The organism is Microbacterium sp. Beta, assembly GCF_005502545.1.
GTDB lineage: Bacteria > Actinomycetota > Actinomycetes > Actinomycetales > Microbacteriaceae > Microbacterium > Microbacterium oxydans.
The window spans coordinates 50,217-76,063 of record NZ_SCOG01000008.1 but is presented as its reverse complement, the minus strand read 5'-3'; the positions used below and the strand labels follow the sequence as shown (position 1 = coordinate 76,063).

25 protein-coding genes and 1 pseudogene are annotated in these 25,847 nt (G+C 63.6%); 16 read left to right on the top strand and 10 right to left on the bottom strand.

Features of this window, described 5'->3' with window-relative positions; genetic code table 11:
- Positions 1 to 14: 14 nt before the first annotated feature.
- The 3 genes from FFS56_RS10165 to FFS56_RS10155 form a co-directional block, all read right to left on the bottom strand.
- Entirely contained in the window at positions 15 to 149 is a 135-nt protein-coding gene (locus FFS56_RS10165) for a methionine/alanine import family NSS transporter small subunit (RefSeq protein ID WP_082108540.1), read from the bottom strand.
- Positions 146 to 1,768 (bottom strand): sodium-dependent transporter, encoded by a 1,623-nt coding sequence (locus FFS56_RS10160; protein WP_058631515.1) that lies wholly within the window; start codon positions 1,766 to 1,768, stop codon positions 146 to 148. The genes FFS56_RS10165 and FFS56_RS10160 overlap by 4 nt, the downstream gene beginning before the upstream one ends.
- Before the next feature lie 69 nt (positions 1,769 to 1,837).
- Entirely contained in the window at positions 1,838 to 2,512 is a 675-nt protein-coding gene (locus tag FFS56_RS10155; protein ID WP_127011802.1) for a haloacid dehalogenase type II, read from the bottom strand.
- A 923-nt stretch (positions 2,513 to 3,435) separates the two neighbouring features.
- Between FFS56_RS10155 and FFS56_RS10150 the strand changes: the two genes are divergently transcribed.
- From FFS56_RS10150 to FFS56_RS10130, 5 genes are all read left to right on the top strand, one after another.
- Entirely contained in the window at positions 3,436 to 5,334 is a 1,899-nt protein-coding gene (locus FFS56_RS10150; RefSeq protein ID WP_164734080.1) for a site-specific DNA-methyltransferase, read from the top strand.
- Complete coding sequence (locus FFS56_RS10145; protein ID WP_137771926.1) at positions 5,331 to 7,829, top strand: DEAD/DEAH box helicase family protein; 2,499 nt, start codon at positions 5,331 to 5,333, stop codon at positions 7,827 to 7,829. Before FFS56_RS10150 ends, FFS56_RS10145 begins: the two co-directional genes overlap by 4 nt.
- 244 nt (positions 7,830 to 8,073) lie before the next feature.
- A complete protein-coding gene (locus FFS56_RS10140) occupies positions 8,074 to 8,838 on the top strand; it encodes a DUF6338 family protein (RefSeq protein WP_127011798.1) in 765 nt (254 codons plus the stop codon).
- A gap of 302 nt (positions 8,839 to 9,140) precedes the next feature.
- Positions 9,141 to 10,253 carry a DNA sulfur modification protein DndB gene (locus tag FFS56_RS10135; protein ID WP_127011797.1) on the top strand — a complete coding sequence of 371 codons (1,113 nt, stop codon included), beginning with the start codon at positions 9,141 to 9,143 and terminating at the stop codon, positions 10,251 to 10,253.
- A gap of 172 nt (positions 10,254 to 10,425) precedes the next feature.
- The gene (locus tag FFS56_RS10130) at positions 10,426 to 11,328 is read left to right on the top strand and encodes a hypothetical protein (RefSeq protein WP_127011796.1); all 903 of its coding nucleotides are present in this window, start codon (positions 10,426 to 10,428) and stop codon (positions 11,326 to 11,328) included.
- 96 nt (positions 11,329 to 11,424) lie between these two features.
- Here FFS56_RS10130 and FFS56_RS10125 read toward each other — a convergent pair whose 3' ends face one another.
- From FFS56_RS10125 to FFS56_RS10115, 3 genes are all read right to left on the bottom strand, one after another.
- Positions 11,425 to 11,994, bottom strand: a complete 570-nt coding sequence (locus FFS56_RS10125) for a recombinase family protein (protein WP_127011795.1) — start codon at positions 11,992 to 11,994, stop codon at positions 11,425 to 11,427.
- A gap of 258 nt (positions 11,995 to 12,252) precedes the next feature.
- Positions 12,253 to 12,771 carry a DUF305 domain-containing protein gene (locus tag FFS56_RS10120; RefSeq protein WP_200838872.1) on the bottom strand — a complete coding sequence of 173 codons (519 nt, stop codon included), beginning with the start codon at positions 12,769 to 12,771 and terminating at the stop codon, positions 12,253 to 12,255.
- Positions 12,768 to 13,169, bottom strand: a complete 402-nt coding sequence (locus FFS56_RS10115) for a four-helix bundle copper-binding protein (RefSeq protein WP_082750002.1) — start codon at positions 13,167 to 13,169, stop codon at positions 12,768 to 12,770. The genes FFS56_RS10120 and FFS56_RS10115 overlap by 4 nt, the downstream gene beginning before the upstream one ends.
- 215 nt (positions 13,170 to 13,384) lie before the next feature.
- Here FFS56_RS10115 and FFS56_RS10110 point away from each other — a divergent pair, with 215 nt between their 5' ends.
- From FFS56_RS10110 to FFS56_RS10080, 7 genes are all read left to right on the top strand, one after another.
- Positions 13,385 to 13,666: a metal-sensitive transcriptional regulator gene (locus FFS56_RS10110; protein WP_053095982.1), complete on the top strand. Its 282-nt coding sequence runs from the start codon at positions 13,385 to 13,387 to the stop codon at positions 13,664 to 13,666.
- 30 nt (positions 13,667 to 13,696) lie between these two features.
- Positions 13,697 to 14,020 carry a heavy metal-associated domain-containing protein gene (locus tag FFS56_RS10105; protein ID WP_060921756.1) on the top strand — a complete coding sequence of 108 codons (324 nt, stop codon included), beginning with the start codon at positions 13,697 to 13,699 and terminating at the stop codon, positions 14,018 to 14,020.
- A 139-nt stretch (positions 14,021 to 14,159) separates the two neighbouring features.
- The gene (locus tag FFS56_RS10100; protein ID WP_231919681.1) at positions 14,160 to 16,214 is read left to right on the top strand and encodes a heavy metal translocating P-type ATPase; all 2,055 of its coding nucleotides are present in this window, start codon (positions 14,160 to 14,162) and stop codon (positions 16,212 to 16,214) included.
- A 47-nt stretch (positions 16,215 to 16,261) separates the two neighbouring features.
- A complete protein-coding gene (locus tag FFS56_RS10095) occupies positions 16,262 to 16,792 on the top strand; it encodes a DUF6153 family protein (protein WP_127011794.1) in 531 nt (176 codons plus the stop codon).
- Positions 16,789 to 17,385, top strand: coding sequence for a DUF305 domain-containing protein (locus tag FFS56_RS10090; RefSeq protein WP_026049681.1), 597 nt, complete (start codon positions 16,789 to 16,791; stop codon positions 17,383 to 17,385). The genes FFS56_RS10095 and FFS56_RS10090 overlap by 4 nt, the downstream gene beginning before the upstream one ends.
- 143 nt (positions 17,386 to 17,528) lie before the next feature.
- Positions 17,529 to 18,374, top strand: a complete 846-nt coding sequence (locus FFS56_RS10085; RefSeq protein ID WP_017201937.1) for a F510_1955 family glycosylhydrolase — start codon at positions 17,529 to 17,531, stop codon at positions 18,372 to 18,374.
- 420 nt (positions 18,375 to 18,794) lie between these two features.
- Positions 18,795 to 19,049: a hypothetical protein gene (locus tag FFS56_RS10080; protein ID WP_081859903.1), complete on the top strand. Its 255-nt coding sequence runs from the start codon at positions 18,795 to 18,797 to the stop codon at positions 19,047 to 19,049.
- Between the two features lie 91 nt (positions 19,050 to 19,140).
- On the opposite strand, the gene FFS56_RS10075 is transcribed toward FFS56_RS10080, so the two are convergent.
- Positions 19,141 to 19,863, bottom strand: coding sequence for a hypothetical protein (locus FFS56_RS10075; protein ID WP_127011793.1), 723 nt, complete (start codon positions 19,861 to 19,863; stop codon positions 19,141 to 19,143).
- A 688-nt stretch (positions 19,864 to 20,551) separates the two neighbouring features.
- Between FFS56_RS10075 and umuD the strand changes: the two genes are divergently transcribed.
- Both umuD and FFS56_RS10065 read left to right on the top strand, forming a co-directional pair.
- On the top strand, positions 20,552 to 20,959 hold the full coding sequence (gene umuD / locus FFS56_RS10070) for a translesion error-prone DNA polymerase V autoproteolytic subunit (RefSeq protein ID WP_233437381.1): 408 nt from the start codon (positions 20,552 to 20,554) through the stop codon (positions 20,957 to 20,959).
- Positions 20,960 to 20,965: 6 nt separating this feature from the next.
- Positions 20,966 to 21,160 (top strand): annotated as a pseudogene (locus FFS56_RS10065) (DNA polymerase V subunit UmuC); the annotation flags it as partial.
- Between the two features lie 54 nt (positions 21,161 to 21,214).
- Here FFS56_RS10065 and merB read toward each other — a convergent pair.
- Together merB and merA are read right to left on the bottom strand one after the other, a co-directional pair.
- On the bottom strand, positions 21,215 to 21,880 hold the full coding sequence (merB, locus tag FFS56_RS10060) for an organomercurial lyase MerB (protein WP_055990918.1): 666 nt from the start codon (positions 21,878 to 21,880) through the stop codon (positions 21,215 to 21,217).
- 47 nt (positions 21,881 to 21,927) lie between these two features.
- Positions 21,928 to 23,352 (bottom strand): mercury(II) reductase, encoded by a 1,425-nt coding sequence (gene merA / locus FFS56_RS10055; RefSeq protein WP_055990915.1) that lies wholly within the window; start codon positions 23,350 to 23,352, stop codon positions 21,928 to 21,930.
- 109 nt (positions 23,353 to 23,461) lie between these two features.
- Between merA and FFS56_RS10050 the strand changes: the two genes are divergently transcribed.
- Positions 23,462 to 23,851: a heavy metal-responsive transcriptional regulator gene (locus FFS56_RS10050; protein WP_019157635.1), complete on the top strand. Its 390-nt coding sequence runs from the start codon at positions 23,462 to 23,464 to the stop codon at positions 23,849 to 23,851.
- Positions 23,852 to 23,900: 49 nt separating this feature from the next.
- Here FFS56_RS10050 and FFS56_RS10045 read toward each other — a convergent pair whose 3' ends face one another.
- Complete coding sequence (locus FFS56_RS10045; RefSeq protein ID WP_127011790.1) at positions 23,901 to 25,070, bottom strand: hypothetical protein; 1,170 nt, start codon at positions 25,068 to 25,070, stop codon at positions 23,901 to 23,903.
- Positions 25,071 to 25,415: 345 nt separating this feature from the next.
- Between FFS56_RS10045 and FFS56_RS20790 the strand changes: the two genes are divergently transcribed.
- The gene (locus FFS56_RS20790; RefSeq protein ID WP_127011789.1) at positions 25,416 to 25,778 is read left to right on the top strand and encodes a helix-turn-helix domain-containing protein; all 363 of its coding nucleotides are present in this window, start codon (positions 25,416 to 25,418) and stop codon (positions 25,776 to 25,778) included.
- Positions 25,779 to 25,847: the final 69 nt, after the last annotated feature.

The window sequence follows — 25,847 nt, the reverse complement described above, 5'->3', positions numbered from 1 at the left end:
CCGTCGACGCCCGGTCAGAGCTCGACGGGAGGTGCCGGCTCCGTCTCCGACTCCTCGGGATGACGGGCCAGGTTCACGATCCCGGCGACCAGCCCGCCCCATACCGTGACCATGGCGATGATCATCATGACGACAGCGATCGGAGTCATGCGCTCGCTCCCTTCGTCGTGGTGCCGACGGCCGGGATCGCGGACGTCTCCGCATCCGGCTCGTACTCCTCTTCGACGAGGAACTCGTCGTACTCGGGATCGTCCTTCGCGTGGGAACGGCCGCTCCACGGCAGCGCCGACAGGACCAGGGCCAGCACCACGAGGGCGATCACCATGCCCCATCCGAAGACGGCGAGGAACCAGGCGGGGTAGCCGCTGTAGGGCTCGGACGTCTTCGCGATGAGCTCGCTGATGAAGAGGTACCCGAGCACGACGGGTGCCAGCACGCCGACGAGCAGCTTCCAGATCGCGCCCACCCGGAAGCTCGATCGACGATTGAGGTGCTCGACCAGCACCGGCAGCTTGTGCAGCAACCAGGCCACGATGATCACGGCCACCAGGGCGACCGCCATGATGCCGAAGGAGTTCACGAAGGCATCGACCGTATCGAGGACGGAGAGCGCCGTCGTCGTCGAGAACAGCGCCATCGAGACGATAGCGAGCGGGATCGCCACGGTCAGGGTCGTGCGCACACGCGCCCAGCCCAGCTTGTCCTGCAGCGCGGCGACGATCACCTCGAGGATGGAGATGAGCGAGGTGACTCCGGCGAACACCAGAGCCCCGAAGAAGAGGACGCCGATGATCGATCCGCCCGTCGCCTGCGACACGATCGTCGGGAACGCGATGAACGCCAATCCGATGCCGGAAGAGGCGACTCCCGCCACCTCGGTCCCCTGCGCCTGCGCCATGAAGCCGAGGGCCGCGAAGACACCGATACCGGCGAGGATCTCGAAGCCCGAGTTCGCGAAGGCCACGACGAGTCCCGAACCGGTCAGGTCGGTCTTGCGCTTGAGATACGAGGAGTAGGTCACCATGATGCCGAACGCGACCGACAGCGAGAAGAAGATGTGGCCGTACGCGGAGGCCCAGACGCCCGGGTCGGCGAGTGCCTCCCAGTTCGGGGTGAAGAAGGCGTTGAGGCCGTCCATCGCACCGGGGAGGAACAGCGACTGCACCACGAGGATCGCGAACATGACCGTGAGCAACGGCATCAGGATCATGTTCGCCCTGCCGATGCCGCGCTTCACACCCAGCGCCATGATCACGATGACGATGAGCCACACGACCACGAGGGGGATGCCGACCTGGGGGACGAAGTCGGTCGAGACGCCGACTTCGGCCACGTCCGCCGAGCGCAGGAAGTCGATGAAGAAGAAGTCGTTCTCGTTGCCCGCGCCCCAGGTGAGCTGGGCCGAGAACCAGGTGTACATCGCCGCCCACGCGATGATCACCGCGTAGTAGACGGCGATCACGACGCAGATGAGCACCTGCCACCATCCGAGGGGCTCGGCCGCACGGTGCAGACGACGGAAGGCGAGAGGCGCCGATCCGCGGTATCGATGACCGATCGCGTAGTCGAAGAACAGCAGCGGGATGCCGGCGGTCAGCAGCGCGCACAGGTACGGGATGAGGAATGCCCCGCCGCCGCCCTCGTAGGCGACGTAGGGGAACCGCCAGATGTTGCCGAGGCCGACCGCGGAGCCGATCGCGGAGAGGATGAACACGTTGCGCGAGCCGAAGGCTTCGCGTTTGTGGGTCTGCGTCGTGGCGGAAGACATGCGGACGAGGCTACCCGAGGGCCGAGCCGAACGTCGGGTCGGACACAGACACGACACGATCCCGATGCATCAGCCCAGCGCCTCCGCCAACTCGGCCAAGCTGGAGAAACGCCCGTCGAAGGCGTCGGGGTCTGCGGGCGGATCACCTGCCGGACGCGGTACGTAGGCGGTCCTCATCCCCACAGCTCCGGCGCCTCGGAGGTCCCAAGCATGAGCGGCGACCATGAGCACTCTCTGCGGGTCGCCACCGGCCTCCTCCATCGCGAATCGGTATACCCGCGGTGAAGGCTTGTAGGCCTCGACGGCGTCCGCGGAGAGCGCCCCGTGCCATGGCAGTCCGGCGTGCTCCCCGAGCGCTTGCAAAGACTCCGGGTTCGCATTCGACAGCCCGAGCACACGGAACCGGGCCGCGAGTCGCGCGACCCCATCGCGTGAGTCCGGCCAGGCGGGAAGACGCTGCGTCGCGGCGGCGAGGCGATCGATGGCCGCGGCGTCCGTGATCCCCGCGATCTGCGCCACCCGTGTCGCGGCCTCGCGATCCAGGATCCCGGAGTCGGCGTAGTCGCGCTCACCCCGTGCGATCCGGCGCTGCTCCCCGTCGATATGACGTTGCCAGACGGCGAGGAGTCCATCGGAATCGCGGGGAGAGCCAACCGCCTCCTCGATGGCAGCGCGAAGCCCTCCGGGCTCATCGACCAGGGTGCCCAGCACGTCGAAGACGATCGTGGTGATGTCGCGAAGCATGATTCGAGTCTGCCCCGACACGGGAGCCCAGGGGCCGGGAACGAGAAAACCCCCGCCGGAGCGGGGGTTCTTCTGCGGAGACGAGGGGATTTGAACCCCTGGTCCCCGTGAGGGGACTCCACCTTAGCAGAGTGATTCGTGCGATCCTCCGGCACCACAACACCGCACCTGATCACGCCACAAAACGCCAATTCTCCATCGAGACCAGGGATTCTCTGGATCCACGCGGCGCACGTCCGACACGCGAGGAGTCGGCTGAATCAGTATCCTCGCGCAACGCGGGGACACCTGGGGGACACCTGGCATCGAACTTCGTCCGCCCCCTAGGCCGGAATGCGGGGCGGTTCAGGCAACACCTTCGAAGGGAACTTTGTGTGAGCGTGCTTGGACCTCGGCGACGCCCACGCCCCCAGCCCGTGAGGACTCGCGAAACCGGCCAACACCCGAGAGCAGAACACGCTTGAGAGCTCTCGTTTTACGAGCAATGAGTCGCGTACTCGTGGGAGCGGTTCGCGTACTCGTGGGAGCGGTTCGCGTACTCGTGGGAGCGGTTCGCGTACTCGTGGGAGCGGTTCGCGTACCAGCCGTCCTCGTCCTCGTCGAACTGAGGATTGAGGCCTTCCGCTCCGCTATTAGCCCCAATTCTCGCTCGGCGGAAGGCTCAGAACGCGGCGCGGATCTTCCCCAGCTCAGCGGCACCGCGGCTCTGGGAGCAGAGTACGCCGCTAAACGGTTGCCGTCCAGAACGGAACATCCCCCAAGTTGCGGACCCGATCTGCTCCAATGCCCTCGCGGCCTGCCATCGCACCCTCGCTCCAAACTGTGCTGATAGTCGTAATTATGTCATTTGTTGGCGGATGGCTCCGCTCCGGCGACGAAGTAGGCTTACGCGAGTATCCGCGCGCGTACCAAGGAGATCGACGATGCCGACCGATGGCCCTGTTCAGCACACTGGTCGGCTCGAACTGACTTGGACAGACAAGGATCGTCGTCTGATCTCGTACGAAGATGGATCGTTCCAGTGGGCCGATCGTGGTGACTACCGTGTTAACGAGGTTCGTCTCCTGCACGACGTGACGACCGTGGGGGCAGTTAACTCAGAATCCCGGGCGCACGACAATCTCCTAATTCGGGGCGATGCTCTACACGCCCTCACGTCGCTCGCGAAGATTCCCGAATTCGCCGAGGAGTACCTCGGTCGAGTCCGACTCGCGTACATCGATCCACCGTTCAACACGGGTCAAGCCTTCAAGCAGTATGACGACAACCTCGAGCACTCCATCTGGCTGACGATGATGCGAGATCGCCTCGAGCAGATTCGGGAATTACTCGCCCCGAATGGATCAGTCTGGCTACATCTAGACGACGTCGAGGTACATCGAGCTCGGCTCGTATTGGACGAGGTCTTTGGCCCGGCGTCCTTCGTGACCTCGTTCGTGTGGCAGAAGGTCGACAGCCCGAACGATAACAAGGTTTCGGTCACGCCCGATCATGAGACGATTCTGTGCTACACCAAAGCTCCCGGGGGAGGCGCTGCGTTTGCGCGCAAGCTGGACCAATCGATCCTCGCGGCATATGGGAACACCGCTCCGGACGGGCGTAGGTATCGAGACCGCCTTCTGAAGAAGAACGGCAAGAACAGCCTCCGCGCAGACCGGCAGACTATGTGGTATCCGATTTCCGGTCCGGATGGGGTTGAAGTTTGGCCCATCCACGATGATGGTCGAGAAGCGAACTGGTCGCTCGGCCGCAAACGGGTTACCGAGCTGGAGCGCGCAGGAGAGCTGATCTGGAAGCAACGGCCAGACGGGAAGAAGAAGACCAAGTGGGTTCCGTACACGCGTGAATGGGCTCCCGCCGATCCCACGCGTCCTTGGCCAACCATCTGGGCGGATCTACCCACCACGCGTCAAGCGAAGGCTCACCTCACGGCTCTATTCCCTGGAGTCACACCGTTTGCCACGCCGAAGCCAGAACAACTCCTTGCGCGCATCATCGAGATGGCGTCAGAGCCTGGCGAGGTGGTCTTGGATTGCTTTGTCGGCTCCGGGACGACCGCCGCGGTCGCGCACAAGCTCGGACGCCGATGGCTCGCAGCGGAATGGTCTCGCGAAACGGTGGAATCCTTCGTCCTTCCACGCCTTCAACGAGTCGTCGACGGGACGGACCCCGGAGGGATCGGCGTATCTGAACAGATCATCGCAGCGAGCGAAATGCCGGGTGACGCTACTACGGCCGATGCAGCTGCGGCAGTGCGCCTCCTGACTGCATGGGCCGAAGACCCCGAGCAAGGGCCGGGCATGACCGCTTCTCAGCTATCCGCCGCGGCGAAGCTTGCTAAGCGACTTGCGCAAACGAAGATTCGAAGGACGCCACTCTGGGCCGGCGGAGGTGGCTTCCGTGTGCTCGACGTCGGCCCATCGATGTTCGAAGAAGAAGACGGGCAAATGTACCTGGCGCCGTGGGCGGCCGGCGATCGACTGGCTGAGGCTGTCGCTGCGCAGTATCACTTCGACTACGGACTGGACGCGCCATTCTCTGGTCGCAGAGGAGACGAGCGTCTAGCGGTGATCGACGGGCTCGTGAACGATGCGGTCGTCGATTTCTTGCTGGATTGGCTTCCTGATGGGCAGCTGCTCGTTGTGTACGGCACTGGTATCGATCCATATGCACAGGAGCGGCTCGCTGAGTTGCACCGCGGATCATCCCTCGAGAAAATCCCCGAGGCGATCATCTCGAACTACCGGCAGCTCGGCCGGCGTTCTACTCGTGGCCTGACCTGGGCTTCTGACTTTACGAATCCTTCGGGGGGATCTGCATGACCGGAGTCATCGATATCGATGAAGGTCTCATCGAGCAAATCGCTCGACGCATGGCGTTGCGGGAACCTAACCGGCAGGCACTTGAGACAGTTGCTGCGTACGTCTCGGAGCACTATGACGTCTATGCAAAGCCCGCGCCATTCGAGGGCGTGATCGTCTCGGCGACAGGCGTAGGCAAAACCTACGTCATCGGCGGTGTCATCGACTACCTCGCGCAGGACCGCGGCTGGAGCGACTTCGTCATCGTCGTGCCCGGCGCTACCATCCGGAAGAAGACGATCGAAAACTTCACGCCGGGCGCAGTAAAATCTCTAACGCGGATGCTTGGTGTACGGACCGTGCTGGTCACCGCCGACAACTACAACACTCCGTCCATGGCGCAAGTGATCAACGATCCCGCCGTAGTAAAGGTCTACGTGCTCACGGTGCAGATGCTGCTTGCGCCTAACGAAGGTATTGCTCGGCGCACCCACGAGTACACCGAGGGGCTTGGCGGGCAGCTCTACGGGTTGCTGAAGAATCGTGATGATCTCGTCGTGCTCGCTGACGAACACCACCTGTACTACGGGCCGCGGTTCTCCGAAGCCGTGCGCGGCCTAAATCCCAAGGTGCTCCTGGGCCTCACCGCGACCGCTCACAAGCTGACCAGCGATGATGAGATCATCTACCGCTACCCTCTCGCCGCGGCTATTGGCGCCAAGTTCGTCAAGACTCCTGTGATCGTCGGGCGTAAGGACGACCGCAAGGATCTCCTCACCAAGCTTGTCGATGGCACCGCGCTGCTCGAGGCGAAAGAGCGAGCGATCGCTGCGTACCGCGCTCGCGTCTCTACCGCTTCCGCCGTCAATCCAGTGATGCTGGTTCTCGCGAGAGATACAGGCGAAGCGGACCGAATCGCGGCGATACTACGCGACGAGTCCTTCAAAGAAGGCCGCTACGCGGACGCAGTGATTCAGGTTGATTCCTCGGTGACTGAAAAGAATGAGCCCGCGATGTGGGATCGTCTTTCCCGCGTCGAAGAGCCAGAATCACCCATCCGTGTGATCGTTTCGGTGAGGATGCTCAAGGAGGGTTGGGACGTCAAGAACGTGTACGTGTTGCTATCCACGCAGCCCTCGCTGTCCGATGTCCTCACTGAACAAGTTCTAGGTCGAGGACTGCGGCTACCGTTCGGCAAGTACACCGGCGTGCAAATGATCGACACTCTCGAGGTGGTCGCCCACGACCGCTTCCGACAGCTGCTGGACAACGCGGGAGTACTCAACGAAGAGTTCGTGTCGTACAGTACCCGCGCGACCGTCAAGACCAACGACCTAGGGGAAACGTACCTCAGCCGCGAAGAGGAAGAAGTCGGTCACGGCCTTCTCGAGGAAGCCTCGACTGCCGTCGAGAGAGCTACGGATGCTCCGGGTTCTATACAGATTGGGGACCTCGATTCCCGGACAGCTGTCGGCGGGGCCACCGAAGCCGCGTTTGAGCGGGCCCCAGTAGTTCTGCGTGCAGACGCACCCGCAGTTGTCCTGCCGATCCTCCGGGCAACCAAAGTGGGCGCTAGCTTCTCGTTGCGCGACATTACTGACGAGTCGCCATTCCGCGAGCTGGGCCGACGCTTGCGAGTCAATCCAGATTCCGAACTGAGACGAATGACGGTTTCCGCCAAGCGAGTTCGCGGAATCGACGGAGTCGAGCGCATGCAGCTGGTCAGAGCCACTGCACAGGACCGAGTGGTCACGCAAACGGCCATCCAACTGACAACCTCCGAGCTCCGCGCTCTACTCTTGCAAGCCATGCTTGCCGCCCCAGCGGTGAGCGCGCGGCGAGAACACCGAGATGTTGAACGGCTGGCCGCCGAGCCGCTGCTTGACGCGTTCTTCGACGGCCTCAACGGGGGCGCCGATGAGTTGCTCTCGGCCTACCTCGAACGCGCTGCCGCACGTCTAGTGCGGCTAGTCAACGACGAACAGCACCGCCTCTCTTCAGCCGCAGAAACCGAGCAAGTCGCAGTCGGTCGCATCTTCCAGCCTCAGCGTCAGAACACGCGCACGGAGGAAAGCGATGATCCTCGATCGCGGTTCAGCAAGGACGTCTCCTACACCGGTTTCAGCAAGACGCTGATGACAGCCGACTGGTTCGATTCCTCCCCCGAGCGTGACGTTGCCCTCCTCCTGGATGACGACGCTGCGGTCCAATGGTGGGTACGGCTTCAGGTCGGAGATCTCCCAATCAGTTGGCGAGCCGGTGGCGGTTATAACCCCGACTTCCTAGTAGCCGCACAGCCAGAACAGCACTGGATCGTCGAGGTCAAAGCCGACAACCAGATGAAGAGCGCCGAAGTCACGGGCAAACGCGCAGCAGCCAAGCGGTGGGCAAACTACGTCAACACCTCCCCCGAGTTCACGGCCGGACCCCGCTGGTCCTACCTGCTGGTCTCAGAGTCGGACGTCGAAGACGCGAAGGGATCGTGGGCCGCGCTGAAAGGACTGGGCGGTGCATAACAGCGTCGCGGGCACGGGAGGAGCGGAACGCGTAAACCTGCAATTACTAGCGAGTAGCTCGAGGCTCCGCTGCTGCAGGCGGCTTGGGAAGCTGAGAAGGGGGCCGGACGATGGCCTGGATGCGCCGGTTAACCGGCTGCTGGGCGTGCTCCAGGTGGGTCTGATTGTTCATCGTTTCCGTTGCCATGGTGCTCTCCTCTCGTCCCTGTGATACTTATTCTACGATCGAAAGCCAGGTTAGGGAATGCCAACAGATCTGGCCGGTGTGGCCTTCTACCTGCTGCTGATCATCCCGGGAGTCGCGTTCTCCATCAGCCGAGAGCGCCATCGCCCGAAGGTGAAGCGGTCCGCTTTCCGCGAGACAGCAACTGCGGTGTTCGTCAGCGCTGCCATCTTCGCCATCTTCGCGCTAGTCGTTGCGGTGCTCTCCATGGTGAACGGCTCCATTCGGGCGGAGGTGACTGGTTTCCTCCTCGACCCGGGCTCCTACACGCGAACGCATTTCGATTGGTTCGTCATCACCAGCACATCAGCTCTGACCGTTGCTGCTGTGGCTGGCTGGCTGGCGGGTGGCAAGAGGGCTCACGAGCTCACTTTTGGGCGCTGGCAGGACGACCCCGACAGAGAGTCGTGGGGCTACGTATTCAATCGCTTCCCCGACGCGTTAAATTTTGCCGGCGTGCAGCTCAAGGATGGCACCTGGATCGAGGGATATGTCGATACCTATGGGAATGTGGGTGAGGAAGGCGAGCCGAAGGCTCTGACGCTTCTCGGAGATATCTCGGTTCGCCCGCCTGGAGGGGAACTGCAACAGTTCGCAGCCGAGACCATCGTCCTGAAGGACGCCGACATCTCCTACCTGTCAGTAAGTTATGTGTCCGACCAAGAAACAGACGCAGACCCTGTGGCGCAGGAGCCCCGTGGGAGATCTCGTGTAGCGATCGGCGCAGTGATGATCGTCTTGTTTATCCTGGGGTACGTCGTTGGGGCGAGGCCAACGGGCGGGTGAGTTCAATGATCCGCCGACGATGGTGCGCGCCACAGATCTGAAGATCTCCGCGAAGCCCGCACTCGGGAGACTGGCTCATCTCCATCCAAGCTCTGTCGCCTCAGCCTTTACTCGCCGCTCGGTGCCGCCTGCGCCGAAGCCACCACCTTTCACGTCTGGCACCACGACAGCGAGGACACACCCGAAGGGCCGCGGACACTAGGGACGCGGTAAACCTACCCGGTCTTCAAAACACACGTACCCCTTGCGTAAAGACACGTACCTATGCAATACTGCACGTACCACCTATTGAAGGAGACCTCATGACCCAGATAACGCCGACGGCGGTGATCCGTCACCTGCGTCCCGTGAACGACGCGGGCGCGACTCATTACGAAGGTGTGATGTCAGGATCTTGGTTCTCGGAGAATCTTGACTCCGGCGTTCTGGAGTTCGGGGGCAACATTCGACCCGATTGGCAAGACGGCGGGCGCATGGGGGCGAAGACTAAGCGCAAAGTCGACCGATGGACCGAGGAGCTGTTGGCGAACAGCGCAGTGATGGGCAACCTGAGCGTGCGCCTCGATCCCACGAAGTGTGACTACGACGTGGAGCAAGATGAAGACGGGGACTACACGCTGACTCTCTGGTCAGGTCACCTCGACACCGCGGTCGACTCGCAGTCGCGCATCACGGCAATCAACCGTGCCGCTAGGAACCCTGTCGGCTCATTTGATGTACATACAAAGTTCGCGACGCGCATCTGGATCGCGGACGACCAGCTCGCTGCACGCGTCGGCTCCGACTACAACACTCGAGGGGACAAGGTGAACGACACGGCCGCGAAGTTCGCCTATCAGGACGACGGGGAGAAGCGCATTGCCAGGATGCTTCTCGAACAGAGTCCCCACCTCGGCGTGGAGAACGTAGAGGTGCTGAAGAACACTGTCTCGGCATCGAGCTCGAAGCTGTTTGCCTTCAACACCCTGACCCAAGCCATGGAATCGTTCTGGAAGGGTGAGCCAACAGGTCCATCAGAGGAACAGGCCCAGGCCGCGTTCCTCGCGAGCTTCTGGGATGCCTTGGTCGCTGTCAGGCCTGAGTTCGGAAGGCTTGGAAAGACCGACCGGACGTCTCTGCGAGGAACGTCCATGGCCGGGACAGCCTTGTCGATCCACGGCCTCATCGCTGTGGCGTCTGCTATCTACGGGAAGGAACTTGATCCGGCATCTGTGCTCGCTCGGCTCGGCGAACCCGTGATCGTCGACGATGAACCTGTCGACTACTTCTCCTACCGCAATCCAGCGTGGCAGAAAATCGGAGCCCTGGTAGATGCGAACGGTCGACCACAGCTCAGGATGAGCTTTCAGTCCCGACGAGCGGTTGCCGCGGAGCTCCTGAACCGCGTGGGACTTCCAGACGAGAAAATCCGATGAACAGTCCCCTATAAAAACTTCGGCCCCCTCCATGGCAGTGGATGGGGCCGGATCCAGGCCCGAAGACGCTGGTAGAGACGTGCAGTCACTACATTCAGCGTAACCGAAGTTCGCAGAAGCCGGATCACCGACTTCGCTTCTCCGAGGGCCTCCTTGAAAGAAAGGAGCCCTCGTGGCTTCCATCACCGCCCACTACGGGATCACTACTCCCGTTCCGTTCCAGAACATCGACGTCGCTCGCGACAATCGAATCTTCGTCGACCCTCATGCCATCCGCCTATCACGAGGGCCGTCTCCGTTCGCAGCCGATGCTGTCACAGCCCTCGACACTTTCTTCGACACCGTGAGCATCGATGCGATGTCGAGCAGCGTCGCTGACCATCGACACGGCCTCGACCTGCTGCAGCACTTCGAAGAACCGTGGGAGACCCGGATGGGCATGGCCCAGGTTGGCTTCCGCGGCCACGGGGGTTCAGCCGACGTCGGCAGCTGGATCTGGGACGCACTTCGTGGCGACCTTTCGGCACTGCTGAGGGTCGGGATTCTCAAGCATCTCGAGGATCTACCTCTGTTCGTGAACGGTATCGACCGTGACATCACGTCGGACATCACCACCCGCATCATCTTCGCGGCGCTGGCAGACTTCACCGCCGACATGGTGAACATCTATCCGGAATTCACTACGCACGGTCATACGACAGGGGTCGTCCAGCGACAGGTGTGGGACTCGACATCCCGCAGCTGGGCCGTCGCCAGCGTGGAGCTCCCGACCGTCAATGGCAAGCCGCTGCTGCTGGTTCCTGCCGGATGGGCACGCCCGCGCCTGCTCATGTCGGCCGGGAGATACTACGAAACAGAAGTTCTGACGTTTGCGCAGCTCGAGCGGGCTACTTCACGGAACGGCAAGCTTCTGAAAACTCCGAAGGATCGCCTCAAGGAGCAGCCTGGACTCGGCCGCGGTCGCGGCACGAACAAGGTTGTTACAGCGCGAGCAGAAGATGCCGGCCACGACATACTGGCCCAGTTTCGACGGTTCGTCGACGAGCGGGCCGAACGGGCTGCACGCGCTGCTTGAACGCAGAGAGTTGGTGCGTGCAGCCGACCGCACGCACCAACTCCCTACGGATCGCCGTCGTGCACGGCCTGCACCAGAGCGCCTCGATCACTGAGGTTAGCTCTTGGCGCTCCCGGATAGAGCTCGGCGAACGCTCGACGGGCCCACTCCGAGAACTCGCCCAATACTCTCCCAGCTTTGATGTTCGGCACGCATACGCTCGGCGGTCGCGGTCCGTTCGGGCGTCATCACGCTCGGCCGGCCGCCGACGCGGCCTTGGCTACGGGCGTAGTCGAGGCCCCGCTGCGTGTTGTCCCGGATGGTGTCGACGCGAAGTTGAGCGAACACGGCGACGATGCCGTAGAGAGCTCGACCCATCGGGGTTGTCGTGTCAATCATTGGTTCGGTAAGGCTAACGATGTTGACCTGGCGTGCGTCTAGGTCCTGCAAAGTTTCGATGAGAATGCGCTCACTGCCGGCGAGCCGGTCGAGGCGTCGGACTTTGAGGGTGTCCCCCGGGCGGAGGTAGTCGAGACAGGCGAGCCACTGTGGTCGGTCGGTGATGCGGCTCGATTCGCCGTGGTCGACGAACACTCGTTCGCAGCCAGCTGCGCGCAGCTCCGCTTCTTGCGCCTCGGGGTTCTGGTCTCGCTTCGAGACGCGGGCGTATCCGACTTGGTGTGCCATGCCGAAAACGGTACCGCCGAAGTTCCGGCGCGTTCAGGTTTCGGCAGGGGGTTTCGGCAGGTCCAAACTCGGCGTGTCGCGCACCTAGCCGACGGAGTCGGCCAGTCGCCGTAAACGATCGTTTTCGGCAGCTCTCGCGTAAGGCTGAGGCGTAAGGTTGCCTGGTCGACCCGGACCCTGTCGACGGCGGTGATCCGGTCCGCTCGTCATGAGCGCGGTAGCCGGTCCACTCGTCGCAAGGGTGGTGCCGACGCCCCACTAATCGTCGAGACGGTCGAGAATCTCATTCATCTGGTCGATCTCTTCCTGCTGTGACGAGATGATCTGCTCACAGAGATCTTGGATCTCCGGGTCGCTGATGTCTGATTGCTCACACACCAGAATCGCTCGAGAGTGATGCGGGATCATGGAACGGAGGAACTGGTCGTTACCGACGAACGCTTCCGAGCGTCCCATGAAGAAGGCGACAAGGAAAAGCGCGGCGAAACCTACGAGCAAGCTGATGTTCGCGGCCTTGTTCGGGAACATCTTCCACATGACGATGACCATGATGATGCCCATGGGGAAGACCATCATCAGTGCCATGTAGAGGTTGCTGATGTTGAGGAAGAGATCGTCCAGGACGTTGATCATCGCAAACGTGAGGAAGTACATCACAACGAAGCTGAGCGATAGCGAGACGGCGAGCTTAAGGTAGCTCGACATCCCGCCCTGATTCTTCCCCTGGGAGTGGCCGGCCGGCGGGCGTGAACCGTTGTCGGCGTGCTGGCTTGTCATAGCGACTCCAGCAGTGCAACGCACGCCTGTTCGCAGCGTCGGCATGCCTCAGCGCAGATCGTGCAGTGTTCGTGCATGGTGTGCTGTTCACACTCGTTAGCACAGCTCAGGCACGCCGCTCGGCAAGCTTCGAGCGCGGCACGGGTGACGCTGGCGTCGTGCCCGGTGCGACGGGAGAGGATCCGGGTGGTGGTTACGCAAAGGTCTGCACAGTCCTGGTTCGCGCGAATGCACTTGATTAGGTCAGCAACCATGTCCTCGCTGAGGCAAGCGTCGGCACATGCGGTGCAGGCTTGCGCGCACGCGAGACACGCGTCGATGCAGTCGACGAGCTTCTTCTGATCAATTCCGCCCAGATCTTTCGGATACGTGCTGAGCATTTCTTCGGTGACGGTCATGAGAGAACTCCTTTCGTGAGCCACGAAAGTACGCTCGCATCGCCCGCGCACTGAGGCCCTTGAATACCCCGCTGGGGTCTGGTAACCCGGTATTGATAAGCCGCCGCGCTGCGCAGATCAGCCTGTGAGCTGAACAGAGTCGGCGACCACGTTCGCCTAGCGGGAATAGAAGCGAAAACATTGAGTTAGATACCCCCAGGGGGTATGCTCGAGGCATGAACGGGTACGACGGAAGCAAGGACGACCTGCGCAAGCGGTTGAATCGCGTCGAAGGCCAGGTGCGGGGGATCTCCCGGATGGTTGATGAGGACAAGTACTGCATCGACATCCTTACGCAGGTCTCTGCGGCGACGAAGGCCCTGGAGACGGTGGCGTTGTCGTTGCTGAGCGATCATCTGAGTCACTGCGTCGCTCAGGCAAGTGCTGAGGGTGGCGACTTCGCAGCGGAGAAGGTTCGTGAGGCCAACGAAGCCATCGCCCGCCTGGTTCGTTCATGACCACACGTCTGTTTAGTAAAGGAGAACACCATGACTGATCGCATCGAGCTGGGACTGACGGATGCGAACGCTGGTTGCGCATGCTGCGCTGCCCCATCGAACACAGAGACAGCCGTCCACGACGATTCTGCGGTCACATCGGAGGTGCTCGTCGACGGGATGACATGCTCGCATTGCGCATCGAGCGTCAGTGAGGAGCTGGGCGCTGTCGACGGTGTCGAGTCCGTCACCGTGGATCTCAACGCGGGTGGCACCTCCCGGGTGACCATCCGCAGCACCGCCCCGGTTGACCCCGCCGCTGTGAAGGCTGCGGTGGAGGAGGCCGGCTACGCTCTCGCGACCAGCCAGCCCTGAGTTGCATCTGTCGGCGTCCGGCTTACCCCGGGCGCACCTGAGCAAGGAGTCTCCGATGAGCCAGCACGACGAACACACCGATCACACCGCGCACCGCAACCACACGGCGGCGGCAACGACGGAGCACGACCATGGGGCGATGAGCCACGATCACGCTGCACCGCACGAAGACACCGGGCACGGCGGCCACGAAGATCACGCCGGTCACGGCGGGCATGGCGGCCACGGGGATCATGTGGGGCAGTTCCGGCGCCTGTTCTGGATCATGCTGCTCCTCGCCGTGCCGGTGGTCGGATTCTCGACGATGTTCTCGATGATCCTGGGGTACCCGCTGCCGGACGCGGCGTGGGTCGCGTGGGTGTCACCGGCTCTCGGAACGGTGATGTACGTGTGGGGCGGTGCCCCGTTCCTGACCGGTGCGGTCGGTGAACTTCGTGCCCGCAAACCGGGGATGATGCTGCTGATCGCCCTCGCGATCACCGTGGCGTTCCTCGCCTCCTGGGGGGCGAGCATCGGGCTGCTGCACCACGAGCTGGATTTCTGGTGGGAGCTGGCGCTGCTGATCGTGATCATGCTGCTCGGCCACTGGATCGAGATGCGTTCCCTCGCCCAGACGACGTCGGCGTTGGATTCCCTCGCCGCATTGCTGCCCGACGAGGCGGAGAAGGTCGACGGAGACACCACTGTCACCGTCGCACCGGCTGATCTGCAGGTCGGAGACGTGGTGGTGGTGCGTCCGGGCGGGCGGGTCCCCGCGGATGGGCGGATCGTGCAGGGTTCGGCCAGCATGGACGAGTCGATGATCACCGGAGAGTCTCGGCCGGTGCGCCGCAGCGATGGTGACCCGGTAATCGCTGGAACCGTAGCCACCGATTCCGGGGTGCGGGTAGAGATCACCGCCATTGGTGAAGACACCGCACTCGCGGGCATCCAGAAACTGGTCACGGAGGCGCAGAGTTCATCGTCGCGGGCGCAACGACTCGCGGATAAGGCAGCGGGGTGGCTGTTCTGGTTCGCGCTCGGCGCTGCCGCGATCACCGCGATTGTGTGGACTCTCGTCGGCCAGCCCGAGGCAGCCGTGATCCGCACCATCACCGTGCTGGTCATCGCCTGCCCGCACGCGCTGGGTCTCGCGATCCCACTGGTCGTGTCGATAGCGACCGAACGCGCCGCCCGTGGAGGTGTGCTGATCAAGGATCGTCTCGCCCTGGAGAGCATGCGCACCGTCGACACGATCCTGTTCGACAAGACCGGCACGCTCACCAAGGGCACCCCCGCCGTGACCGCGATCGATCCCGTCACAGGGGCCGACGCCGATCAGCTGCTCGCGTGGGCGGCGGCCGCGGAAGCGGACTCCGAGCACCCCCTCGCCCGTGCGATCGTCAACGCAGCGAAAGAGAAGAACCTCACCGTTCCGCGATCGACCGATTTTGAATCCTCCCCCGCCGTGGGGGTGCGTGCCCGTGTCGACGGACACGTCGTGCAGGTCGGCGGCCCGTACATGCTCGAGCAAGAACACGCCGCCGAGCTGCCGGTTGCCGACGAGTGGCGCGGTGAGGGTGCGATCATCCTCCACGTGCTCGTCGACGGTCAGGTGACGGGCGCGCTGCGCCTCGCGGATGAAATCCGCTCCGAGTCGCGTCACGCGGTCGTTGCGCTTCACGAGCGCGGCGTGCAGGTGGTCATGATCACCGGTGACGCTGACGCGGTCGCCGCGTCCGTCGCCGGCGAGCTGGGTATCGACCGGTACTTCGCCGGGGTCCGTCCGGAGGACAAAGCCTCCAAGGTGAAAGAACTGCAAAACGAAGGCCGCAAGGTCGGGATGGTCGGTGACGGCGTGAACGACGCCCCCGCCCTCGCCCAGGCAGACGTAGGGATTGCGATCGGTGCAGGAACGGACGTTGCGATCGCCTCCGCAGGTGTCATCCTCGCCAGCGACGACCCCCGATCGGTGATCTCCGTGATTGAGCTGTCGCGGGCCAGTTACCGGAAGATGAAACAGAACCTCTGGTGGGCCGCCGGGTACAACCTTCTCTCGGTGCCGTTGGCTGCCGGTGCGCTCGCCCCCGTCGGGTTCGTGTTGCCGATGTCGGTCGGTGCAGTGTTGATGTCACTATCCACGATCGTTGTCGCGCTGAATGCGCAGTTGCTGCGACGGCTGAACCTCAGCCCGGACGCCGTCGTCGACAAGTAGGCGCATGGGCGGCGGCGACGTACCCTGGAAGAAAGGGAGGTGGGACAGTGTTGACGACGATCGCACGGCGCGTGCATGACCAGCGCACCCTCACCCGCACCCTGCTGACCGTCGTCGCCGTCGCCTTTTCCGTGATCTTCGGGCTTCTGGCGATGCACTCGATGAACACGCACACCATGCCCTCCGGGCACAGCGAAACCATCGCGGTCGCACCCGCGCATGCCGACGCTCACCCCGCACACGCCTCAGGCGAAGCTGCAGCGATGGATGAGACGGGCTGTGCGACGTGCTCTGACGATCACGGCATGTCGTGGATGGCCTGCGTTCTCGCGCTCCTCATCGCCGTAGTGCTGGTCACCCGGCCGCCCGCCTGGTGGCGCTCACTCACCGAAACCCCTGGTCCGCTCCTTTCACGTTTTGCGCTTCGCGGCGCGCTGTACCCGCTGCGGCCGCCGTCTCTCACCGTTCTCTGCATCAGTCGCACCTGCTGGCTGGCATGCCCGTTCTATGGGCAACGCCCCCTCGCCCAGCCTGTCTCGCTGGGCACCATCATCGACTCTTGGAGAGAACCATCATGAAGACCCGTTTTGCGGCGACCGCCGCACTCACTCTCACTGCTGTGCTCGCCCTTGCCGGCTGCGCTGGAAACACCTCCGGCGGAGGCGATATGCCCGGCATGAATCACGAGAGCAGCAGCTCCGCCCCGGCGTCGGCGGACGCCAATGACGCCGACATCATGTTCGCCAGCATGATGAAGGAGCACCACGCTCAGGCCATCGAGATGTCTGACATGCTCCTCAGCAAGGACGGCGTCAACGAGCGCGTCGCCGCCCTCGCGGAAGAGATCAAGGCAGCGCAGGGCCCCGAAATCCAGAAGATGGAGCAGTGGCTCGAAGAGTGGGGCGCTGATACCTCCAACATGGAAGGCATGGACCACGGCGGCGGCATGATGTCCGACGACGACATGCAGGCCCTCGAAGATGCCACCGGGGCGGACGCCAGCCGTCTGTTCCTCGAGCAGATGATCGAGCACCACCAGGGTGCCGTCGAAATGGCCCAAGACGAAGTCGACAACGGCCAGAACAGTGACGCGGTCGCCCTGGCCGAGACGATCATCGAGGCACAGACCACGGAGATCGCCACGATGAAAGACCTCCTCGACACACTCTGATCTACCTTCGGGGGTGCGGCGCTCGCCCGCACCCCCGAACTGGCCTTCTCGCAGTAACCCACGCCACCGCGCTGGTGCCATGTCGCGACTCTCATTCGCGTACCGCTCGCGCACCTGCATGCATTTCTTCACGTCGGAGTCTCATGAACCGCCACTCGCCCCTACCCGCTTTCGCGATCGCTCTCGCAGCCGTCGCCCTCACCGGCTGCGCCGTGCCGCAGGCCTCCGGCACCAACGCGGTCCCCCCCGTTATCCAACACATTCACGGTGTTGCCGCTGACCCCCGCGGTGAGGACCTCTTCATAGCCACCCACGGAGGACTCTTCACCCTCACTCCTGAAGGTGCGATCGCCGGTCCCATCGGAGGCCACGATTTCGATGCGATGGGCTTTACCGTCCTCGACGACGCCCTCTTCGCATCCGGTCACCCGGGCACACAGACACCCGCAGAGCTCGGCTCCCCGAACCTAGGTGTCATTCGTAGTGACGACTTCGGCGAATCGTGGTCACCGATCGCCCTCACTGGCAGTACGGACTTCCATGTCCTCACCGCCGGACCAGACGGCACTCTCTACGGGATCGCCTCCGATGGCGTCGATCTGCTCATCAGCACTGACGACGGTCTCGAATGGACCCGCGGCGCAACACTTGCCGCGGCAGACCTCGCCGCCACCGGCGACGGTCTCTACGCCGCCGCGGAAGAAGGACTGCTCCTCAGCACCGACAACGGCGCCACCTTCACCCCCGTCGCCGACGCCCCGCTGCTCTACACACTCGACGCCAAACCCAATGGCTCGCTCGCAGGAGTCGGAACCGACGGTGCCCTCTGGTCACAGAACACCGAAGGAACATGGCAACGCCTCGACGCGCTTCAAGGGGCCGCTCAGGCCTTCACCGCGATCGATGACGAACGCTTCATCGTTGTCGACGACCGCGGCATCGTCCAGATCACAGCCGACGACACAACCATCCTCGCCCCCGCCCGGTAGAGAACGCCACCACCAGAACGGCCACCCATGGTCCCCCGCCGCAATCCCTTCCGACGCATATCCGTCTTCATCGCGTGCGCCACAGTCCTCGCCCTGCTTCTCGCCCTTGCGAGCTTCTACCTCATCGGAGCCATATTCAGATGACCCGCCACCTGCACCCAGCTCGGCACCGTCCACGAGCACACGTTCCCACGCGCACCAGCCACATGTCCCCACAGCGGCGTCACGATCGCCTCGTACGTATCGGGGCCTTCCTTCTCCTGGCCGCCGTCGCACTGATCGCAACTCATCTCCTCATCGACACAACCGTTCCAGACCAACGGTCACTCTGGGCATACACGCTCGGAAGCTACGAAACAGCGTTCATCCTCGCGATCGTCGGACTGGCGCTCGTGCTGCGTGAACCCCCGGGAGGCGCGGATGAATCTCAATGACTACTGGACCAACGCCTTTTGGTCCGTCATCCCCACGATCGCCGTCGTCGCAGCATTCTGGTTCGTCCTGCGGTCCATCATCAGAGCCGACCGCAACGAACGAAAAGCACACGCCAAGATCGAGCAACAACTCCGCGCGGAACGAAACCATCCTCGCCAACTCGCATCGGCGGACGACGAGCGAGACCCGCTACCTGAACGCCGGAAACGTCTGCCGAAAGCAGATACCGGCGAACGTTAACGGCGGGCGCACGATGACGGGCGACGCGAACTCGCCGGAAACGATCGTTATCGGCAGAGCATGGCACTTAGAGAATCACAGGCCGAGCGGTTCAGTCAGTCCAGGTGGGGGTCGTCTCGAGGGCGCCCTTGACGATGAAATAGCGCTTGCGCCTTCGGAGCTGATAGTCGTCATCTCCCCAGTAGACGGACTTCGTGCGGAGGATCCCGAAGCGCTCTAGCTCCTTCGTCGCTCGGGTCCAGGTGTCATCGGAGAGTCCGTACTGTCGCTTGCGGTGCCCGTCCATTAGGGCACCGTCAGGGTCTTTTTCGCCGCCGTTGAGTTCGAGAAGCGCCATGAGGACGGCTATCGCTTTCCCGCTCAGACGCAGGATCCACATGTTGGTCCATAGCGAGAAGGGCACCCCAACCCACCGGGCCCCGTTCCCTTCCCACTCATCCCCTGAGCCGTCAGGATGTAGGAGGAGCAGCCCCGGTTTTCCGTCAGGCTGCGGCTGTGACCTGATGAAATTTTCGGCCTTCAGCCACTTCATCGCGTCGTTGGCTCGACGGGGCCCCGTGTCGGGAGACAGATTCATCAGCCGCGCCAGCGATTGTGTCGGCCGATCTGGGAGTGTGTGCGGAGCTTTCGTTGCCTGCATAACCAGGGTCATGTGCAGTTTCAGCCGAAGCTCATGGGATTGCAGCATCCGCGCAGCGGACGGGGTGCGATCGCCGCGCTTCACGTAGGCGATGGGAAAGTTGACGCTCGACTTGCGCTGTGACCGCTCGACCGCGCGCCCCATCGATTCGATTGCCTCTGAGGGAACGTCCATCCGGCACTCCAGAAAACTAATTGACGTTTTCAGCGGAGTGATAAGCACTCCGGGGGTACCCGGCATCCCTGGGGTACTGTCTTTCTCTTAACATACCGCCCAGGCGACGGTCTTGCTCCGCTGAAACCGTCGAATCAGTCTTGCGAAAAAAGCCTCTACCGCCGCTCGATCCGCACTCCGTCCCCGCTAAACCCGGGGCCGACCAAACTTGCCGCCGACGCACCCTGCGTCGAGAGTGGTTTCAAGCAGAAGCCCCTCCGTCCGCCAAGACCAGGAGGGGCATCCCGAAGAGAAAGGAGAACCCGATGAACACAGGCTTCCGAATCACCATCACCGTCACTGTATCCGGAATCACGGTAACGATCGAGCCCTTGTAGCTGGGCCGGAGGGGTGGGCAGAGATGCCGACCCCTCCGGCGGTCTTCTCGATCAGCCGACGCGCTCAGGGTTCGCCGCAGGGTAGCCGATCTACAGATTGGATACCCGTGTTCCCAGAAATCATCAACATCGTGGCCGACCTCCTGGCCATCGCGTTGGCGCTTCCGATGCTCTTCCCACCGAAGGACGACTCACCCGAGGCATAGCGCCTGACCTGGCAAATCTTCGAATGTCGAGCGATACGCGCATACTTGACTATCGATAGTTTGTTCACACAGTCAGGAGGCAGAATGCTTGCGACTCTGCCTCGGATGGTCGATGCGGATACGGTATCGACCATCCTCGCCGCCCCTGTCGCGGTGGCGTGCGGGTTCCCTTCACCTGCGCAGGACTACTACGAGGGCCCGATAGACCTCACAGCCATGCTCGTCGACGATCAGGCGGCGACGTTTATCGTTCGGGCATCGGGCCACTCGATGACAGGCGCCGGCATCAGCGACGGTGACGAGCTGCTGGTAGATCGTTCGAAACATGCACGCCACGGCGACATCATCGTGGCGGTTCTTGATGGAGAGCTGACGGTCAAGCGGCTTGAGCAGACGCCTACGGGCGTCATCCTGCGATCTGAGAACGCGCAGCATCCGGACATCGTTGTTCCGGAGCTCAGCGACCTCCAGGTGTGGGGGGTCGCTACGTATGTGATCCATCATCTGCGGTGATCGCTCATGCTCGCGCACGTCGACGTCAACTCCGCCTACGCCTCTTTCGAACGGGTCTTTGATCCGTCTCTGGAGGGTCGGCCGCTGGTCGTCCTGAGCAACAACGACGGCATGGTGGTCGCGGCCTCGAAGGAGGCGAAAGCTCTCGGCTTGGATCTCGGCAAACCTTGGTTCGAGCTGCGCCCGCACGCGCAGCGCTATTGGTAGCGCGCGTTATTGAGCCTCGCGCTATTGAGCCTCGATTTCGTATGCCGTTCAGCAGCAGGTCTCGGGTCCGCAGCAGTTGCTGGACGGCTCGACGCTGCGAGCGGGCTGGGGCCGCTCGAGAATCCCGGTGATCACGGTGCGACCGAGCTCGAAGGCGTCGCTGACGGGGAGGGTCTGCGCGCCGGGGTGTTCGGTGAGCCAGCTGGCAGCGTCCTGCGGGGAGGTGAAGTAGTGGACCTGGTTGCAGAACGAGGAGCGGATCGATGGCGTGTCTGCGGCATTCACGAGGGACATCACCGCGGTCGCCGGTTCGACACTGGTGACGCCGACGGTCGGGTCGACGCTCACCCGGATCGTGTCGCCGCTGGTTGGGGAGATCGACTCGATGCGGGCGGGGCGGTCCAGGAGGGCGGGGAAGATCAGGGTGTCGAACGCGCACCAGGTGTAGAGCTCTTCACCGGAGACGGTGAACCGGTGCCTGGTGGGGCGCAAGGTGAGGCCCTGGCCGATGATCCGGCCCTGGCCGTCGTACTCGGTGTCCGGCGTAGCGGCCAGGCGGGCTCGGACCTCGTCGACGGGGAGCTTTACGGCGCCCGCGAGGTCGTCGATGGTGACCGGGTCACCGTCGACGAGTAGTCGCAGCAACGGGACCAGCAGGGCTTCTTCATCGAATCGGGCGAGCCGGTCGGACAGATCGGTCGTGAGGTCAGTCATGGGCATTTTCTCCGGTTTCGTGGGTGATGAAGCGGGTTGGTCCGTGCTCAGGCGCAGCAGGACAGCATCGAGACGTCGGTGGTGAAGGCTTTCGCGACGATGCGGATGCCCTCGGCCATGGTCAGGTACGGGGCCCACGCGTCGGCGACCTCCGTGATGGTCTTACCGAGGATATGGACGCCCGCGGCGGCGAGCTCGCCGGCGTCCCGGGCGACGGCGGTGAGGCCGAGAATCTCACCGGTGTCGGCGTTGGCGACCATCTTGATGAACCCGCGGGTGTCTCGGTTCACGACCGCCCGCGGCACGTACTCCAGGGGAAGGACGCGGCAGTCGCAGCGGATCCCGGCCGCGAGGACTTCCTTCTCGGTCATCCCGACCGAGCCGATCGCGGGACTGGTGAACGTGACACGCGGCATCCGCGTGTAGTCGACGGACTCGTGTGCATCGGCGAAGGCGTTCTCGGCGACCATCGTGCCGTGCCGGGCGGCGACGTAGACGAACTCGGGATGCCCGGTCGCATCCCCGGCCGCCCACACGCGAGGATTCGAGGACTGCAGGTCGCCGGTGACTAGGACCTGCCCGGCGTCGCCGGTATTCACTCCCACTACATCCAGGTTGAGACCCTGCGTGACCGGGCGGCGTCCGAGCGCGACGAGGATCTCGTCGGCACGGAACTCCTGCTTACTGCCCAAGACTTCGGCCGTGACGACGATCTGACCGGTCGCCACGTCCCGGGCCACGCGTGTGGGAACAGCGCGGCGGACCACCCGGATGCCCTCGTCGGCGAAGACCTCCTGCAACGCTTTGGAGACCTCTGGCTCCTCCTTCGACGCCAGCCGGGACCGCACCAGGAGGGTCACCTTCGCGCCGAGCCGGGCGAACAACTGGGCCATCTCCAGTGCCACATAGCCACCGCCGAGCACCAGCAGCGAGTCCGGGACCTTGTCCAACTCCATCGCCGATGTCGAGGTCAGGAAGTCGACCCCGTCCAGCCCTTCGATCGGTGGGGCCCAGGGGCGCGCGCCCGTGGCGATCAGGTAATGCGCCGCCTCGACCGTTTCGACCCTGCCGTCCGCGGCCGTGACTTCCAGCACCGGTGCATCCGGGGTGCCGGCAAAGGCCGCATCACCCTGATGGTTCTGCCAGCCGTAGGCATCGGCCACGTCGACGTACTTCTCGCTCCGCATCGCCTCCACCAGATCCTGCTTCCCGGCGATCAGCGCCGGCATGTCCACCAGGTCCGCGGTGGCGGCGATCCCCGGGAACCGGGAACCGGCGTCGGCGGCCACATGGCGTGCCTCAGCGGCCGCGAGCAGCGCCTTGGACGGTACGCATCCGGTGTTCACACACGTGCCACCGAACGTGCCACGCTCGATCATCACCACCGACTTACCCAGCATCGTGGCGCGGATCGCGGCGGCGAACGCCCCGCCACCCGACCCGACAATCGCGAGATCAAACGTCGACTGCATCCGATTCCTCCCTGGAGTACTGAAAATCCTGCTGATACAGTCATCATGAACCTTCCAGCATGGGGGAAGGTCAAGAGGTGCGTGCAACATGCGCAGAGGAGCGAGGAACATGCGGATCGGAGAACTCGCCGACGCGGCCGGCACGACCACGAAAACGCTGCGGTTCTACGAAGACCAAGGGCTCCTACCGTCCGCCGAGCGGACACCCGCAGGCTACCGCGACTACACGGCCGATGCCCTCACTCGGATCGGCTTCATCCACCGCGGGCAAGCCGCAGGCCTCACACTCGCCCAAATCCGGCAGATCCTCGACATCCGCGACCACGGTCAAGCACCCTGCGGTCACGTCCGGGACCTGCTCGATACGAGGCTCGCCGATATCGACCAGCAGATCGCGCAGCTCAACGACCTGCGCAACACCCTCGCCGGGCTCCGCGACCACGCCGAACACGTCGAACCCGACACATGTAGTTCTGTCGACGTATGCCGATACCTATAGCCGAAGCCGACCGTCCAAGGACTCCGCTGACAGGGCGTAGGGTCATGGTTCAGAGAGTCGGCAAAGGCATGCCGACTCGTTCGATGACTGCGGTGGCGTAGGCGTTGTTGTTCGCGCCGATCGCGTTGGACCAGGCGATTGCGGAGGAGATGTCCAACCCCGTCAGGCGACTGAGAACGACTGGTGGGAGTTCCTGCGCGAGGGCGATCAACGCGCTGGTGCGTGCTAGTCGTGGAGGGATGCCGACGGCGCGGAGCCGGCTGTTGAGCGTGTCGGGTGCCATATGATGGCCGGCGCGGGCTCCCGGATAGACCCACTCCTGTTCGATGCTCTCCACGAACATCCGGGGCGCGGTGCGATTGCTGGCCGCTCCGGCGGCGGCCGGGGCGAGCTCGGCAGGGAGCACGAGAGGTTCCGTCCCGAGACGGACGATCACGGCCTGATCGGTGACGGCGACGTCCTCCGCACGCAGCTGGACGATCTTCGCTGCGCGGACGCCGAACATGAGCATCAGCCCCGCGGCGAACTTCGTATGCGGATCGATGGACGCGTCGGAGGTGACGTCGGCGAACAATCGCCAGCGTTCGTCGTCGCTCAGCGCCTGCGGATTCAGGCCTCCGGACGACGGGCGTGGGGCCGCGAGCTGGCGGGAACTTCCGTCCCGTCCCGCCCATGTCAGGAAATGGTGCAGGAACGGGCGGGGGCCGCCGACGAGCCATTCATCGACGTCTGCCTGGGCGAGTGATGCGAGCGAGCCGCTGCGACCGTGAACCCACGCCAGGAGCTCGATGATCCCCATAATCTCGATCCGTCGCCAGGACAGCTGTCCTGAGCGGGAGGGCATCGTGTTCCGTCGCAACGCGCGAAGGTGCCGCCAGCGCGCATACTGGGTGACGGTGCGTCGCTCGCTCGGGTCGGGGATCTCGGCAAGTGCATCAGGGAGCCAGAGTTCGAACCGGGCGAGCAGCTCGTCCCGCGGTGGCAGCAGCCCATGATCGATGAGCACGGACCGGACTGCTCGGGTCTGGAACTCGGATCCGGCCTCGTCGAGGTAGGCGTGGGTGCACAGGCGCGGATCGGCGAGAACCCGGGTGATCAGGGTGCAGGCGACGGTACCGCGCTCGAAGGCGTAGATAATCTTCGAGGGAGCACCCTGGAACCACCGCTCGCGCAGGTGAGCGATCCGAGCGTCGGAGGCTGCGAGGTCGTCGGGGATCATCTCGCGGATCATTTGGTCGGCGCGACAGTGCGGGCAGAGCTTCGCGATCAACCGGGTCACGGTCCCGCAACTCGTGCAGGGGCGGAACGACTCTGGCTGGCGGGGGTAGCAGAGCGGGCAGAACGGACGGCCCTCGATCCGACCATTCACGAGCCGGTCGTCGCCGCAGCTCGTGCAGGTCTCGATAATCGGCGGGACGCAGGCCCAGCAGAGGTAGCCGGAGCCATCTTCGGCGCGTCGGTGGCGCAACCGGACCTCCCCGCAGCTCACGCAGGGTTGGCGAGGGTCGGTCTCAACCCACCAACGCACCACGAGGGTAGATGATGCGTTGTCGTGGAGGCTGGGATGAGTGTGGTGACGTCGCTGCCAGCGGCAGTACAGGACGTCGTGTGGCAGGCATGGGGCGAGGGCGAGTCACTGCGGCGGATCGCCGATCGGGCCGGCGTCCCGTCGCATCACGTGCGCCGGTACTTGCTGCGTCATGGTGGGGTGCGACCCGCGTTGCCGAGACGCTCCCCACGGCATCTGAGTCCAGGTGAGCGGGAAGAGATCTCGCGTGGGATCGCTGCTGGTCTTTCTGCCCGGGCGATCGCCGAAGGGTTGGGGCGGTCGGCGTCGACGGTCTCGCGCGAGATCGCCCGCAACGGCGGCTCGAGAATTGCGCCGGTCGATGAGCAGATCCGACGCAGGCGTGCGAGCTGTAGCTGAGGAATGAAGCCGGGGCAGGCAATGAGAATCGGCGACTGTGATGTGTCTCTGCGAGACCGCCCACCGGGG